Origin of the sequence: Chryseobacterium luteum, from assembly GCF_000737785.1 — a bacterium.
Lineage (GTDB): Bacteria > Bacteroidota > Bacteroidia > Flavobacteriales > Weeksellaceae > Chryseobacterium > Chryseobacterium luteum.
Window position 1 is genome coordinate 109,999 of the sequence record NZ_JPRO01000003.1, and the last position, 16,493, is coordinate 126,491.

Annotated in this window: 11 protein-coding genes, 3 tRNA genes and 1 riboswitch; of the genes, 6 read left to right on the top strand and 8 right to left on the bottom strand. The window is 38.7% G+C overall.

Features of this window, described 5'->3' with window-relative positions; all coding sequences use genetic code 11:
• Window positions 1-2 precede the first annotated feature (2 nt).
• The 5 genes from IX38_RS05700 (at window position 3) to IX38_RS05720 (ending at window position 8,156) form a co-directional block, all read left to right on the top strand.
• Complete coding sequence (locus tag IX38_RS05700) at window positions 3-944, top strand: transporter (protein ID WP_034703126.1); 942 nt, start codon at window positions 3-5, stop codon at window positions 942-944.
• Window positions 945-1,162: 218 nt separating this feature from the next.
• A riboswitch (cobalamin riboswitch) is annotated at window positions 1,163-1,347 on the top strand.
• 109 nt (window positions 1,348-1,456) lie between these two features.
• The gene (locus tag IX38_RS05705; RefSeq protein ID WP_084680216.1) at window positions 1,457-3,487 is read left to right on the top strand and encodes a TonB-dependent receptor plug domain-containing protein; all 2,031 of its coding nucleotides are present in this window, start codon (window positions 1,457-1,459) and stop codon (window positions 3,485-3,487) included.
• Window positions 3,484-4,617: a YncE family protein gene (locus IX38_RS05710; RefSeq protein ID WP_034702765.1), complete on the top strand. Its 1,134-nt coding sequence runs from the start codon at window positions 3,484-3,486 to the stop codon at window positions 4,615-4,617. The genes IX38_RS05705 and IX38_RS05710 overlap by 4 nt, the downstream gene beginning before the upstream one ends.
• 14 nt (window positions 4,618-4,631) lie before the next feature.
• Entirely contained in the window at window positions 4,632-5,840 is a 1,209-nt protein-coding gene (locus IX38_RS05715) for a hypothetical protein (protein WP_034702767.1), read from the top strand.
• A 36-nt stretch (window positions 5,841-5,876) separates the two neighbouring features.
• Window positions 5,877-8,156: a DUF5074 domain-containing protein gene (locus tag IX38_RS05720; protein WP_034702770.1), complete on the top strand. Its 2,280-nt coding sequence runs from the start codon at window positions 5,877-5,879 to the stop codon at window positions 8,154-8,156.
• 216 nt (window positions 8,157-8,372) lie between these two features.
• On the opposite strand, the gene IX38_RS05725 is transcribed toward IX38_RS05720, so the two are convergent.
• The 8 genes from IX38_RS05725 to IX38_RS05760 form a co-directional block, all read right to left on the bottom strand.
• A complete protein-coding gene (locus IX38_RS05725) occupies window positions 8,373-10,025 on the bottom strand; it encodes a serine hydrolase domain-containing protein (protein WP_034702772.1) in 1,653 nt (550 codons plus the stop codon).
• A 118-nt stretch (window positions 10,026-10,143) separates the two neighbouring features.
• Complete coding sequence (locus tag IX38_RS05730) at window positions 10,144-11,184, bottom strand: helix-turn-helix domain-containing protein (RefSeq protein ID WP_034702774.1); 1,041 nt, start codon at window positions 11,182-11,184, stop codon at window positions 10,144-10,146.
• A gap of 270 nt (window positions 11,185-11,454) precedes the next feature.
• A tRNA-Glu gene (locus IX38_RS05735) sits at window positions 11,455-11,526 on the bottom strand.
• 96 nt (window positions 11,527-11,622) lie between these two features.
• Window positions 11,623-11,694: transfer RNA gene (locus IX38_RS05740), tRNA-Glu, on the bottom strand.
• A gap of 10 nt (window positions 11,695-11,704) precedes the next feature.
• Window positions 11,705-11,959, bottom strand: a complete 255-nt coding sequence (gene rpsT, locus IX38_RS05745) for a 30S ribosomal protein S20 (RefSeq protein WP_034702775.1) — start codon at window positions 11,957-11,959, stop codon at window positions 11,705-11,707.
• Between the two features lie 67 nt (window positions 11,960-12,026).
• On the bottom strand, window positions 12,027-12,347 hold the full coding sequence (locus tag IX38_RS05750) for a hypothetical protein (protein WP_034702777.1): 321 nt from the start codon (window positions 12,345-12,347) through the stop codon (window positions 12,027-12,029).
• A gap of 11 nt (window positions 12,348-12,358) precedes the next feature.
• Window positions 12,359-12,433 (bottom strand) — tRNA-Glu (locus IX38_RS05755).
• A gap of 58 nt (window positions 12,434-12,491) precedes the next feature.
• Window positions 12,492-13,781 (bottom strand): N-acetylmuramoyl-L-alanine amidase family protein, encoded by a 1,290-nt coding sequence (locus tag IX38_RS05760; protein ID WP_051884515.1) that lies wholly within the window; start codon window positions 13,779-13,781, stop codon window positions 12,492-12,494.
• Window positions 13,782-13,832: 51 nt separating this feature from the next.
• Here IX38_RS05760 and IX38_RS05765 point away from each other — a divergent pair, with 51 nt between their 5' ends.
• Entirely contained in the window at window positions 13,833-16,418 is a 2,586-nt protein-coding gene (locus tag IX38_RS05765; RefSeq protein WP_394331178.1) for a putative LPS assembly protein LptD, read from the top strand.
• Window positions 16,419-16,493 lie beyond the last annotated feature (75 nt).

Sequence of the window (16,493 nt, forward strand, 5' to 3'; positions counted from 1 at the left end):
ACATGAACAGAATAATTTTTGTACTCAGCCTGACATTATCAATGGTTTGTCAAGCTAAAACAATTAACGACAGTCTCTATATTGCATACCCTATGAATAGCATTGTACCGGATGACTGCGATGCTTGCGGTTGCGCAGCGGGAAACGGATCTTCCGGTTTTGAGTCTTTGCTGAATCCGCAGTTTATCGGGATCAAATATTTTGCCCAGCATTATAAAGCCAAGGAAAACCTTTTTGTAAAAGACCTTACACAGGATCAGTATTTCAATACCCTGCAGGTTTGGGGAAAAATTCCTTTGACGGGAAAATTGAGTGTATATGCCAGCCTGCCATTTCATTTTCATGAAAAAAAAACAGTGCAGGGCGATATCAACATTAGTGGAATCGGGGATATGAACCTTATGGGAATCTACCGGATCATCAACTCCAAAAATAATTTTCACCAGCTCAACGGAGGCGTGGGCGTTAAAATTCCTTTGGGAAAATTTGATGAAAAAGGAGCTTCCGGCGTCAATCCAAGTTTTCAGCTCGGAACAGGAAGCTGGGATTATCAGGCGGCTTTGAACTATAAGTTTCAAAAGAATAAACTGGCTGTGCTGGTCAATACAGATTACACCATAAAAACCGAAAACAAAAAGAATTACCGTTTCGGAAACCAGTGGAATTATGCAGCAACAGGTTTTTATCAGCTTGCAGGAAATGAAAAGACTATTTTTTCCGCTAAAGCAGGACTTCAGGGCGAAGTTTATGATAAAAACAAACAGTTTGATGAGGTATTGCCCAACACGGCGGGAAGTGCTTTATATGGAAAGCTCGGTTTTGAAGCCTCCTATAAAAAATTCAGTCTGGGAGGTGAAGTCATGCTGCCTGCCTATTCCAATCTGGCGGGTGGTGATATTGAAGCGAAATCCAGGGTGAGCATTTTCATCAATTTTGGAATTTAACGGAAACAGAATGGAAATTTTCGGTGTCCCGGACACTGACTTTTGTTTCTGATAATCAATCCGCTTTACAAACCTTATAGATTCTAAAAATCTATAAGGTTTTTTTATGGGAAGCTTTATAAAGAGGTGAGAATTTTGAAAATTGAATTTTATTAAACCGCTTTTATAGTGTTGGAAATTAATTTATTAAGTCTTTTATTACATCTGTCAATTATTTTCTATCTTTGCCGCAATCTGGTGCGCTGTAAAAAGCACTTAAAAGGGAACCCGGTGAAAATCCGGGACAGACCCGCTGCTGTAAGCTCCACATCAAAGTTTTTGAAGAGTATATCCACTGTTTTTTAATGGGAAGGATTTCAAAAACGGAGTAAGTCAGAAGACCTGCCAGAGGATGAACGTTTGATGCTTTCGTGGAATAAAGCTTAGGACAACAATGATTCTGTGCAGTAACAGCTGCGCTTTATCTTTGCTATCTTATATCCATTAGCGTCAATATTATTCTCAACGAGCTAATGGTCAGAAAATTTACTGCTTCACAGTTTAAAAAAGGCGTTATCACAGTATTTGTGACGGCATCCCAGCTTCTATTCTCACAATCCGGAGATACGATCAGGGAGAAAACCATTCTTCCTATCCGGCTTTACAAAAAAGATTTTAAAGAAATTCTGCCTGCACAGGTTCTTTCCGGTGAACAGCTTGAAAGACTGAACAGCCAGTCCGTAGCTGATGCCTTACGGTATTTTTCAGGAGTCCAGATCAAAGACTACGGAGGAATGGGTGGCCTGAAAACAGTAAATATCCGGAGTATGGGAAGCCAGCATGTGGGCGTTTTCTATGACGGGATCCAGCTGGGAAATGTCCAGAACGGGATTGTGGATCTGGGTAAATTCTCATTGGATGATATTGAATCCATTTCTTTGTACAATGGTCAGAAAAGTGAAATTTTCCAGCCAGCAAGGGATTTCGGATCTTCGGGATCCATTTATCTTCAGCCTAAAATACCTGTTTTTAAAGGAGATCAGAAAACCAATTTAACGGTTAAGTTAAAATTGGGCTCCATCAGCTTATTTAATCCTTCTTTCCGTTTAGAGCAGAAACTTTCAGATAAAGTTTCTGCAAGTTTCAGTTCAGAATTTGTACAGAGCGACGGGCTGTATAAGTTTAAATATCAAAAGAAAAATTCCGACGGATCTGTTGCCAACGATACTATTGCAAGAAGATATGACTCCTACATCCGCGCGAAACGTTTTGAAACCAGTTTAAATGGAATCATCAATGACGGAAGCTGGAGTGTACGCGGTTACGGTTATATTTCCGATCGGGGAGTTCCCACAGCCATTGTTAATAATAATTTCAAGCCTAAAGGTCAGCAAATGCTGGATGAGAATTATTTTGTTCAGGCCAGTTTCAGAAAAAAGCTGTTTCCAAAATTTGAAACCCAGGTGAAAGCTAAATTGACCTATGATTACACCAGATTCTTAGATACGGTAAATGTCGCAACAACAGTTCTGAGGATAGATAATTCTTATATCCAGAGGGAACTGTATTTTTCTACATCCAATATGTACTCCATCAATAAAGACTGGGATGTAAGTGCCAGTTTCGATTTTCAGTATAACAACCTGAATGCTGATCTCACCGATTTTTCTTATCCTACCCGCTATACCTCACTCGTTGCTTTTGCTACGACTTATCAGTGGAACCGGTTTCAATTTTTGGGAAGCCTTCTCGGAACTTTTGTACATGAAAATGTAAAAATGAATGCGAAATCTCCCGACAAAACGGAATGGACACCTTCTGCTTTCTTAAGCTATCAGCCATTTGAATCAAAAGATTTTACAGTACGTGCTTTTTATAAAAGAATTTTCAGGATGCCCACTTTCAATGATCTGTATTACACAATGATCGGGAATGTGATGCTGAAACCTGAATATACGAACCAGTACGATGCAGGTTTTACCTACCAGAAACTCTACGACCGTAAAGTTTTTAAAGGAATCTATGTGAAAGTGGATGCCTATTATAATGAGGTGGAGAACAAAATTGTGGCTGTTCCTACCAATAATCTCTTCAGATGGATGATGACGAATTTGGGCGATGTGAAAATCATGGGCGCAGATGTGAATGTTCAGGCTGAATTTGATATCCGGAAAGTTAAACTGAAACCTATGGTAAGCTATACCTATCAGCGTGCCGGGGACTATACCGATAAAAAAGAGGATTATTACGGCGATCAGATTCCTTATGTGCCGTGGCATGCCATAACCTTTACCATGATGGCGGACTATAAAGACTGGAGTTTCAATTACAGCTTTATGTACACCGGAGAGCGTTATGATGCCCAGCTAAATAATATTAAAGCCAATTATCTTCAGCCCTGGTATACCCATGATCTGTCTATTCAGAAAAAATTCAACTGGCATTCTCATCAGCTCAAAGCCGGTTTTGAGGTCAATAACGTGCTTAATCAATATTATGACGTGGTAAGGAATTATCCGATGCCCGGAAGAAATTTTAAACTTATTGTAAGCTTTACATTATGAAAAAACTAAACTTTTGCCTGCTGGCTTTCACTCTTTTCTTTCTGTTCTCGTGTAGAACGGATGACAATATAGTTCCTTCGGAGACAAAAGAGGTAAGTGCCGGAGAAGATCTGCCTATTAAAGGATTTTATCTTCTGAACGAAGGAAATATGGGGAGCAACAAATGTACGCTCGATTATTTCGATTATGCCACGGGAACCTATCACAAAAATATTTATGCAGAGATCAATCCCTCTGTGGTGAAAGAATTGGGGGATGTGGGAAACCATATCATGATCTACGGAAGCAAAATGTACGTAGTCGTCAATGTTTCCAATAAAATTGAAGTACTGGAAGCTAAAACTGCCAAACGGATCAAAACGATACAGCTGCAAAATTGCCGCTATATGTCTTTTAAAGGAAATAAAGTCTATGCCAGCAGCTATGCAGGACCCGTTGAATTGAATCCGAACTCTCCACCGGGAAAAGTAGTGGAGATCGACACCACTTCACTTTCCATCGAAAGACAGGTTGTGGTAGGGTATCAGCCGGAGGAGATGGAGATTGTCGGAAATCAGCTTTTCGTAGCCAATTCCGGAGGCTATATGTTCCCGAATTACGATAAAACCGTGTCTGTTATTGATCTCAACAGCTTTATGCAAACTAAGAAAATTGATGTAGCGATCAACCTTCACCGTATCAAAAAAGACAATTACGGAGATTTATATGTGAGTTCCAGAGGAGATTATTACAATATTCCATCAAGCCTGTTCCTGGTGGATGCAGCTACCGGAACTGTGAAAAAAGATTTTCACGTCGCGGTCAGCGGAATGACGATCGTGAATGACAAACTGTATTATTATGGCAACGAATTTAATTACAATACCCATACCTACGTCAAGACCTTTGGTATTATCGATGTAAAAACCGAGCAGGTTATTGCCAATAAAATAATTGATCAGCAGTATGTGGATGAGATTAAAGCTCCTTACGGAATTGCTGTAAATCCTTATACGGAAGACATCTATCTTACGGATGCCAGAAACTATGTCACCACCGGATATGTATACTGCTTCGACAAGAGTGGAAAACTCAAATGGAAGACCGAAGGCGGAAATATCCCTGCTCATTTTGCTTTTTTATATAAATAATCAGATCAGAAAAAATGGAAAGAAAAACGAAACATATTTTAAAAACGATACTTCTCTCTTCAGTACTGCTGGGAACGGCAGCCTGTAAAAGCGACGGTGAAGAAGCCGTGGAAGAAGTGACTTTTCCTGCAGAAGTCCTTAAAGAATCCTATACGATTGACCGCCTTAAGCTCCTTAATATAGATCCGAAAATTGAAGGAAAACTGACGTGGAATATTGATGATTCTATTATTTCCGATCATCTGCAGCTGGATTTTGTAAGTTCTGTTGTAAAAACTTATCCTTTGACATTAAAAATGGAGGTTAAAGGAGCGGTTAAAATTTACAAGTCAACAATTATTGTTAATAAAGAACTCACGCCTTACAGCAAGTATATTTCGAATGTTTTTGACTTCCGTCCTGCTGTTGGCCAGTTTACGAATGAGGTCCCGGAATATGCAACCGGAAATAGTGAAGCAGATATGCTCCAGAGAGCAAAAGAATCATTGATAGGGGGGAATTCTACAATGATCACACTTGGCGGCTTCGGTGGTTATGTTGCTTTCGGCTTCGATCATACGGTTCCTAATCTTGACGGAAGAGATTTCAAAATTCTTGGAAATGCATTCTGGGGAAATGATGCCAACACTACCAGGTCAGGATCCTGTGAACCCGGTATCATTATGGTGGGCTACGACAAAAACAAAAACGGTAAACCCGACGAAGACGAATGGTACGAGATAGCCGGGAGCGAATATTTTAAAAATTCAACAACTAAAAATTACAGCATAACCTACTTCAAACCCAATGAAAATAAGCCTCCCGTTCCCGGAAGTGAGTTTTGGCAGACTGATGTGGAGTACATCAAATGGCAGGATAATATGGGGAATTCAGGATTTAAAACTAAAAATACCTTCCATGCACAAAGCTATTATCCTTTATGGCTTACCAATGCTTCTTACAGCCTTACGGGAACCAGACTGAAGGATAATTTTTACGACCAGAGCGGAACGGGAGCTTATTGGGTGGGAACTTCTTATGATTACGGCTATGCAGACAATGCCCCGAATAACGATGAAGCGTCAAATATCGACATTTCATGGGCGGTGGACAAAAACGGGAACTATGTAAAACTTCCCGGTATTGATTTTATCAAGGTGTACACAGGAATCAATCAAGAAGCCGGCTGGCTCGGAGAAGTGTCTACGGAAGTAGCAGGAGCCTATGATCTGCATCTCAAATAATTGTATAGACTATAACAAATAAATATAATTCAAAAAATGAAAAAGTTTTACCTTTTTATCATGCTGTTTCTGTTTGCGTTCATTACGAATGCGCAGGTAACAGTACAGGGTGTGCCCCGCAATGATATTCAGAACGGAATCAGCAACCAGCTGAATACGACAGTAACGACCAATATCAGTTTTTCTGATATCCAGTATTGGGTGGGTAGCGGTACCAACGAAGCGGCTTTCGTGGTACAGTGGAATGACAGCAAAAATCCTGATGCTTTGGTTTGGGGCTTCCGATGGAACGGAAATGCTACCGGAGAAGATATGCTGAAAGCGATTGCACAGGCAGATCACAGATTTTTCACCCTGCTTTATCCGGGAACCCAGTTCGGAACAGCCATCGGAGGACTGGGTTTTGATCTGAATGGGCAGAATACCAATGCGCTTTACAAAAACGGGAATACAACATATCCTTATTATCCTGTAAATGGTATTGTTAATACATCTGCCTATGATTTTGATGATTATACGGCTGCAGATGCAGGAGATCACTGGGGATCGGGATGGTACAACAGCTACTGGTCTTACTGGGTAAAAGATCCTGCAGATGTTGATTTCGGATATTCAGGGGTAGGAGCCAGCTCGCGTGTGCTGGAGAACGGTTCATGGGATGTATGGAATTTTAACCCTGATATGGCTTCTTTTCCTGTTTCTTCCACATTGACGCCGGTATCACCTTATGCTGCTTCTGCCAATTTTACCGGCGGTTACTTTATGGTGAACGAAGACTGGTTCGGACATACCAACGGATCTGTAAATTTCATTGACAACAACGGACAGGTCAATTACCGTGTTTATAGCAATGCGAATAATAACCAGGCTTTTGGAGCTACAACCCAGTACGGAACGATCTATGGTGACCAGTTTTATTTTATCTCAAAACAGGCTGCAGATGGTGGAGATACCCAATATACTCCGGGAGGAAGGCTTGTGGTAGCCAATGCGCAGACAATGCAGAAAATCGCAGGATTTAACAATATCGGAGGCGGTGACGGAAGGTCATTTGTTGGTGTAAATGAAAATAAAGGGTATATCGGAGCTTCTAATGGTGTTTTTGTATTTGATATCGCTAATTTACAGGTTGGAAGCGTAGTAGCCGGAACAGGTGGCGGTGGCCAGTACGCGGGACAGATCGGAAATATGATCCGTTCTTCTAAATATGTATTTGCCGTGAAGCAGTCTGCCGGGATTTTAGTGATTGATCCTGCCACTGATACGCTTATTCATACAATTCCCGGGGCTTTCCATTCTGTTGTTCAGGCAAAAGACGGAAGTATCTGGGCCATTCAGGATCAGAAAGTGGTGAATATTCATCCTACCACATTCGTTACTACTTCATATACTATTCCTTCCACTAAGTATTTAGGTTCCTGGGGAGCCTGGAACGCAGGGAGTTTTACGGCGAGCAGCAAACAGAATGTTTTATACTGGATCAACTCGGTTAACAGTTTTGTTTCAGGAACACAGATTGTAAAGTTTGATGTTACCACAAAAGCATTCAACGAAAATTTCGCTGCCATTCCCGGTCAGACAGGGACTTACAAGCAGATCCCTTACGGAGCAGGACTTCGTGTGAATCCAGCCACTGATGAATTGATTCTGAATACCACCGAAAGTGGTTTTGGCGCGCATTATCAGAAAAACTGGATCCATACTATTAATGTTAATGGAACCATTACGAATACAAAAACTCTAAATGATTATTACTGGTTCCCGGCTATGGCTGTTTTCCCTGATAATACGCTTCCTGTAGTAAGCAGTACTTTCCCGTCACAGGTTAACCTTGGTTCTGCCTCTGCGATTGATCTGAAAACAATAGTTTCTGACGAAGACAATCTTTCCTCAGCCATTGTAAAATCAATTAAATCAAACTCAAATCCGGCAGCAGTTTCTGCTGTGATCAATGCCAATGACGAACTTGTTTTAACTCCGGTTGCTTCAGGAACGGCTGATATTAAGATCAGCTTTAATTCAAACGGAAAGGTAGTGGAAAAAACGCTTACTGTGAACAGTACAACTTCTACGTTAGCTACCGCAGAAGTGAAGAAAATTGAATTCAGTATCTACCCTAATCCGGTTACAGATATTCTAACCATCAAAACCCAGGAAAAGATCTTAAACGTTTCGGTTTATGATGCTTCAGGTAAATTGGTTAATACACAGCTTAATAATGGCCAGATTAATGTAAGCACGCTTCTGAACGGAGTGTACATTCTGAAAGCAGTAACTGATAAGGCAGTGTACCAACAGAAGTTAATTAAAAAATAGTTTTCACAGTCTATTTTTGTTTTAATGAATGGGCGGCCCGGAAGGGCCGCCCATTCACTTTATATTTTAACTGATAACAGAATAAAGATTCCGGCAGGCTTTAGCCTGCCGGAATCTTTGCGTGTTCAGTAGTATGACTAGTCCTGAAAAATCCAGTACAGATTACCAGGGCTGGTTAATACTTTCAATAGATGGATGAATCTATGCAGCCCTGATTTACTTTATTTTCTTAAACTTAATATTCAAAATATTGGCTCCGGATAATTCAAATTCGGTGATATGATTATTTTTATCATACTTGAAATCAAGCTGTCCAAAATATTCTGTTATCGAGTAAAAACTTGCAGGCTTTAATGGAAACAATTCAATATCACCATTTAATGGATGCCTGGCTATCAACCGATTGTTGTCAATAAGTAATTGATAGATCGTATTAAATTCTTCATTTCTATAGAACCCAACCAATTTATTAAAGACCATTTTATCTAACTTGGGAAGATTCAGGATTACTTTTTTTGCGGTATAGGTAAAATCAGCAATTCTAAGTTTAACTGATCCGTTATTGAAGGTTAAACTTGCAGTAGGAATAGACGTAATCTTAAATTTATTATCATCAATTACCTGTAAGAGCTCTTTACCTTTATGGTTATAGGTTCCCAGATAAAGGTCTTTTCCTTCCGTTGATATTTCAAGATAATTTCCTGGATTAAGCTCATAAACTCCTTCAAATTGTTTGAGTTCTGATGGAGTATAAGTTGTTTTTTGAGGCTTAACAGGAATTGTCTCTTGATCTTTAAGAAAGAAATCAACCAACTGATAAGCAATGAGCAAGCCGTCAAAACCTTGCCCATTTCCCAGCATTACAACAGAAAATTGTTGAGAAGGAACGTGAAGGATATAGGTACGATAGCCAACAGTGCCACCGCCGTGAAATACAATATCCAAACCTTTATATTTTTCAGTTTGCAGTCCCAGTCCATATTCTAAGTTTTTACCCGAACTTAACACGGTATTCTTTTGCATTGCATTATAAAGTGCATGACTTCCCTGTACTGGATTTTGAAAATTAGCTGCCCATTTACACAGATCATCCAACGTAGCATAAATATTGGATGAACCACTCACCATCTGCCCGATAGGAAGCTTTACGAAAGTGTCGCCTTTTGGCTGATAGGATTCTGCCTTATTTGGAATAATTTTATCCGGATTATCTATAGCCAGGGTATTTTTCATATGCAAAGGGTTAAAAACATATTCCTTCGCTATTTGGCTGAAATCCTTTTTATAAACCCTGCGAAGAATTTCAGCAAGCAATGTAAAACCAGTGTTATTATATTGATATTGCTCTCCCGGAGGAAAATTTACATTTTTAATTTGCAAAAGGGTATGTACAGCCTCATTATTGGTTACTTTAAACTCATCACCAAAGCCCTGCAATTTCTTAATTTCACTAAAATTCGGTAATCCATGCGTATGATTGGCTAATTGCCGGATTGTAATTTTATAGGGAAGATGGCTCAGTTCCGGCAGATAAGTTCTGATATCGTCATCTAATGATAACTTTCCTTCCTGTTCTGCCAAAAGGGCAATAAATGCGGTAAACTGCTTGGAAACAGATGCAATATTAAAAGCCGTAGAGTCGGTTATCGGTGTTTTACTTTCCAGATTAGCAAGCCCATAGGTTTTCTTATAAATTACTTTTCCATCCTTTATGACGGCGACAGCCATACCCGGAGTATTCAGTTGTTTATAAATACTCCATAAAGAGTCTGCTCTGCTGATCGGATCTTTTTGATTGGATTGTCCGAAACATAATCCAAAACTTAATACAGAAAAAAGGAACAAAGTCCATTTGATTTTTGGCTTCATTTTATTAATTTTTAATGATGAAGCAAATCTGGAATTTTGCACTGATAAAAATATCCGGGTATCGGAAATCGGACTGTTTTTATTATAGTAAATCAGCCCGACTTTAAGTCGAACCTCGTCAAACCATTGATTTTCTGTAATCTGTAGGCGTTAAGTTGGTCTCCTTTTTAAATGCGGTATAAAATGAAGATTTTGAGTTGAAGCCCACTTCGTACAATACTTCCAGTACGGTTAATTGAGACTGCTCTTTTAGAAGAGTTTTTGCATCATTAATTCTAAACTCATTGATAAAATCGAAAAAATGTTTTCCGGTATACTGATTGATCAATAATGAAAGTTGCTTTTCGGGTAAATTAAATTGTTCTGCCAATTTCTGTAATGTCAATTTATCATCTAAATAAGGTTTTTCAGCTTCCATAAATTGCATCAAATTTTTCAACTGTTCAGGTTGCTTTTTCAATTCGTCCACCGACTTTACGGGAACCACCAGGTCCTTATTGATACCTGCAAATAAATTGGGTCGGTATAAAGCGTTCAGCACAAACCAGCTGATTACAAATAATACAAATAATGATGTGAAAGTGTATAAATAGGTATGAACCGGGCTGCTTTCGTCTACAAAGCCCCTGATGAGCACAAAGAAATTTCCAATTAAAAAAAGAACAGTGGTTTGCATCAACCATTTATAAGTAAGTTGATGATTACTGGAATAATTTTCCTGATATAATCTTCTGAAGGTTCTCAGTACCAAAAACACAGCAATGATATAATAGTAATACTGAATGATAGAAATACTGTCAAACACCCGGTAGTTTTGCTTTGAAATTCCTGTAATGCTGAATAAACAAAAAAAGAATAAGAAAGGAAGCGTATGTAAAAGATGCTTCTTATGAAGTTTGAAATTATAATAACAAGCAGAATTGACATATAAATAATAGAGAGGCATCTGCAGCAATACACTGGCTAGTTTCCCTCCTTTGATTATTTTATAATCTGGTGGCGATATGAAAAAGCCGGAAAAATCAATAACAGATACGAATAGAAAAGCAGCAAATAAATAATCCGGTAATTTTCTTTTCGATTTTGCTGTAATCAAAAAAACACTTAACAATAAAAATAAAAAAACAATAATCTTACCTAAATCATTAATGAATGCCATGCTTTTTATTTTGAATAGCACAAAACTACAAATTATAGTTTCTCTTCAGATAAATAATATGTTGATCAGTAACTTTATCCCGGTTTTTAATCCTGATCGCTTATATATTAACGGATCCACTCCTACAATTAAGTCTCCGAATTAGAAAAGCAGATCAATTTCTAAAATCAAAATGGGATATGGCCTGGGGCTAGAAAGATTTCGGAAAATCGTAAGAATTCACAAGTATTCAAAACAAAAAAACTTTGATAAAAATATCAAAGTTTTTTGTAGCCCGTAGGGGAGTCGAACCCCTCTTACCAGAATGAAAATCTGAGGTCCTAACCGATAGACGAACGGGCCATCTACCAAACTGCAAATAATATCTACAGGGTTAGTTTTTTTGTTTTTATAAGTTTCAACTCTTATTAACCACCCGGTTAGTAGTGATTAAATTTGTAGCCCGTAGGGGAGTCGAACCCCTCTTACCAGAATGAAAATCTGAGGTCCTAACCGATAGACGAACGGGCCTACTATACTTTTACGCTAATTTATTAACGTGCTTTGTTAATTTGCTTTTCAAGTTAGCCGCTTTGTTCTTGTGGATAATATTTCTTTTAGCTAATTTATCCAATAAAGCGATAACTTTTGGCAGTTGCTCTGTAGCAGCAGCTTTGTTCTCTTCATTTCTCAAGATCTTAAGAGCAGTTCTAGCAGTCTTATGATAATATCTGTTACGAACTTTTCTAACTTCGTTTTGTCTAATTCTTTTTAATGCTGATTTATGATTTGCCATATCGTTCAAATGTGAGTGCAAAACTATAAACTTTTTTTTAATCTGCCAAATTATTTTTCAAAATTTTTCAATTTTCTTCTGACAGGTATTTCTTCAGTTTATCTATTGCTTGTTCTATTTTTAAGTTCTCTTGTTCTCGTTCTATTTTTCTGATTGTGCTGCTTAGCATAATCATCGCGTTGTTCCATTCTCCAGTGGTGTTGGTGAAGGTAAGTCCATCAATTGTTACTTCAAAGGCGACCCTCTCTCCAGTCCTGTAAAGTCTGAAACTTATTTTATCATCCCTGCCTGCAATCCCGTCTTCATTGATTTGTAAATCGTAACTTTTTGGGTTAGAGTGGATTTTCTTAAAAAGAAGTTGGGCTTCTTGTATTTTTAAATCCGGCATGATATCAAATTTGGTAGCCTATAGGGGAATCGAACCCCTGTTGCAAGAATGAAAATCTTGAGTCCTAACCACTAGACGAATAGGCCAAATTTTGAGGTTGCAAAAGTAATGATTAACTTTTTAACTTCAAAATTATTTTTTACGTTATTTAAAAACTTTTTGGATAACCGTATTCTTGATTCCCTTGGATTCAAGGTCTTTTTGAAGCTTTACAGCATCTTCCAAAGTGAATACTTTACCGTACGTGTAGTAAAACACTCCATTGTCTTTATTTCTCTCCACATCTTTCAATGTCTGGAGAATAAACGAGTTGCCATTCAGTTTTTCGCCCGTATACACCTCAATGGTATAATAACCTGTCAGCAGTTTTTGATTAGGCATAAATCCTACCGCATAAGCATTTCTGAACCCTGCATCCTTGGCTGTTTTAAGGTTGATGTCTTTTATAGAGGCCATATTCGTTACACCGTAGTAATATTTGTACTGCCCGTTGTCTTTGATAGGAAGAATGTAATTTAAGCCCTTTAAAGCAGGATCTCCGTCATTGTATTTCGTAGGTGAGCTCAGCAGTAAAATTCTGAAATCATTTTTCAGAGGAGATTCGGCCGGCTTTTCAGGTTCAGGTTTTTTAGTCGCAAAAGAAGATCCTCCTGTTTTTCGGTCAATTGCTTTCTTATAATCAATGATTGCGTTATAAATACTTTCCGCAATTTCGGTTTGTCCTTTTTCAGATGCCAGGTAATGGCTCTCTTCAGGATGATTGATGAAACCCGTTTCTATCAGTACAGAAGGCATGGCGTTCATACGCAATACGTGAAGATTTTTCTGGAAAACACCTCTTGAAAATCTTTTGTCCTTGTTCACAAAGTTGCCTTCCACCAGGCCGCCAAGCAGCAGGCTCGATTCCAGGTATTTGTTCTGCTGGAGTTTCAGTGCAATAAGAGATTCCGGAGAACTTGGGTTATAAGAGCCGAAAGTCTGCTTATCTTTTTCATCCAGAAAGATTACATCATTCTCTCTTTTGGCAACTTCCAGGTTTTCATCGTTCTGGTTAGGTCCCTGTACATAAGTTTCGGTTCCGTAGGCTGTAGGTCTCTGTGAAGAATTACAGTGGATGGAGACAAAAAGATCCGCTTTACTTCTGTTGGCCAGATTGGTTCTGTCTGAAAGAGAAGGGTATTCGTCAAATTTGCGGGTATAGATAACCTTGAAATCTCTGTTTTTTTCCAACATCGCTCCTATTTTTAGAGTAACAGCAAGCGTAACGTCTTTTTCAGCCACCCTTCCGATATCTGCATAACTCCTGTTCGCTCCGTGGTCACTTCCCCCATGACCAGCATCTAAAACGATGGTAAATTTCTTTTGAGAGAAGATTAAAATGCCGGAAAGAATGAAGAGAAATGATAAAATTATTTTAATTTTTTGTTTGTACATCTTACAGTTTTAAAAATTATACTAATTTTGAGCCTTAATTATAGAATAAAATTGGCCAAAACCGTCCTCAAAAATATATTACAAATTTTAATTATCCTAATTTTTAACAATTTTTTAGCACAGAAAACACCTGAAAAATTGCCTAAAAATATGGTTAATGATACTATTTCCAAAAAGGATACCATTGTTGTTAAAAAAGAAGCTCTGGATGATATTCTCCATACAAAAGCAGATGATCAGCGAAGAGATGTTCCCAAAAAAATGACATTTCTGAATAAAAATGCCCAGGTAAAGTACCAGGACATGCAGATCGACGCAGATTATATTTCTATCGACGATAATAAAAATCTGATCTATGCCCGTGGAAAACAGGACTCTTTAGGCAAGATCATCGAACCCGTAATTACCACCCAGGCCGGTAAAAAGTACGAAACCAATGAGTTCAGCTACAATACGAAAACCAAACAGGCTGTAGCTTTTAATGCCCGAACAGAAGAAAGCGAAGGAGTCATCACGGCCCAGAAAACCAAAAAGTATAATGATTCTGTTTTCGCAATGAGGAATGCAGATTATACGACTGACGAATATTATATCAAGAAAAAAGATACAGCCTCGGATTACTTTATGCGTGCATCCAACATCAAGCTGATCAAGACTAAAAATAAATCACAGATTGTTACGGGGCCCATCCAGATGTATATAGAAAGGGTTCCTACCCCTCTTATTCTTCCGTTTGCCATTCTTCCGTTTTCACAGAAAAGGGCAGCAGGTATCCTGATTCCGAGTTTCGGGGAAAGGGAAGATGTAGGGTTTTTCCTCAACGGGCTGGGGTATTATCAGCCGATAGGGGAGCATTTTGACCTTAAAGTACTCGCCGATATTTATACCAAGGGAAGCTGGAACTTAAGGCCACAGATGAATTACCTGAAGAAATACCGCTATTCCGGAACATTCACAGCAGATGTGGGAACCATGGTAAGAGGAATTAAAGGTCTGGATGATTATACCAAAAACAGTACATACAGAATTGCATGGACACACACACAGGACACTAAAGCCAATCCTTTCCTTACTTTCAGTGCTTCTGTGGATATCGTAAGTACCAAGTTTTATAACAATCCGCTTAATAACAGCTATATTTTCAACCAGAACGTTCTGAATACACAGCAGAGTTCGGCGGTAACGGTTACCAAAAGATTTTTGAAGCTGCCGGCAACGATTACCGGATCGGCATCATATTCTCAAAATTTCGCAACCGGCCTAGCGGATCTCCGCCTTCCTCAAATGAATGTGGCGATCAATCAGTTTTATCTCTTTAAATCGAAAACAGGAGTGAGACAGGGGCTTCTTGAAAATATTACGGTGAATACAGGTTTTAACCTTACCAACTATGTGAGTACTCAGGAAAATGAGCTTTTTACAAAAGCAATGTGGGATAAGATGCAGACAGGACTTAAAAATAATATAGCTCTGGGAACCAATACAACCGTAGCGAAATATTTTACGTTCAGCTTAAATGCAAATATTGATAATGCTTTAACGACTAAAACGCTTAATAAATATTATGATCCTGTAAAAAATGTGGATGTGGACGAAATTCAGAAAAATGTGGCAGGATATTCTACATTTTCTTCATCTGCCAGTCTTCAGACTACACTTTACGGGATGCTGAAGTTTAAAAAAGGTTCTGCTGTGGAAGCAGTAAGACATATGATGACCCCAAGTTTAAGCTTCACCTATTCACCGGATTTCTCTAGTCCGGGTTTCGGGTATTATAAAAATTATTACAATGCAGAAGGAGCCCTTACCCCTTATTCTATTTTTGAAAAAGGAATTGTAGGAAGTCCTTCAAGCGGTGTAGTAGGAGCCTTAGGATTTAATATTGGAAATAATATTGAAATGAAGGTGAAGTCCAAAAGTGATTCTACCGGTGTGAAGAAAGTGAAAATCTTTGAATCTCTCAACCTTTCCGGGAACTACAATTTTGCAGCGAAAGATCATCCGTGGTCTGTGTTCAGCATCAACGGACAGTCTTCTTTCTTTAATAATAAATTAAACGTTAATACCAGCCTTTCACTGGAGCCTTACAAGATTCTTTTTGCTCCGGGAGCCACGCAGGGTATAAGAACGGAACAGTTTGGACATTTCAGTGTGCAGGGATTCAACGTACAGTTATCCTATCCTTTAAGCAGTGAGCTCTTCGGCGAAAAAACGGATTATGCCAAAAAATACCCTGCCAAAGGAGAAATACGAAATGAAAACTATTACTTTGATGACGATAATTATGCCCACTTCGATCAGGCATGGACTTTAAATATCAATGCCAACTATGCTTATTCAAAAGGGCTGTCGGCACTTGGTACCAAGATTGCTTCTGTAGGTCTGGATGGGAGTATCAAGCTTACCCCGTACTGGAATATCAACGGAAGTACGCATTTTGACCTTGTGACGAAAGATCTGGCTTATACAAGAATCGGGTTCTCAAGGGATCAGCGAAGTTTTACGATCAACTTCAACTGGGTTCCTTTCGGGCAGTATAAGGTATATGACTTCTTTATCGGTATCAAAGCCAACATCTTAAGCGATGCGCTGAAATATAAGGACAGAAGTTTTACGCAGCCGGGCGCACCTTTCTAATATTGAATTGACAATTGTAAATATAAATTTTATATTTGCAACCAAAATAAATTCTGCTGAAATCACTGTTAGCGA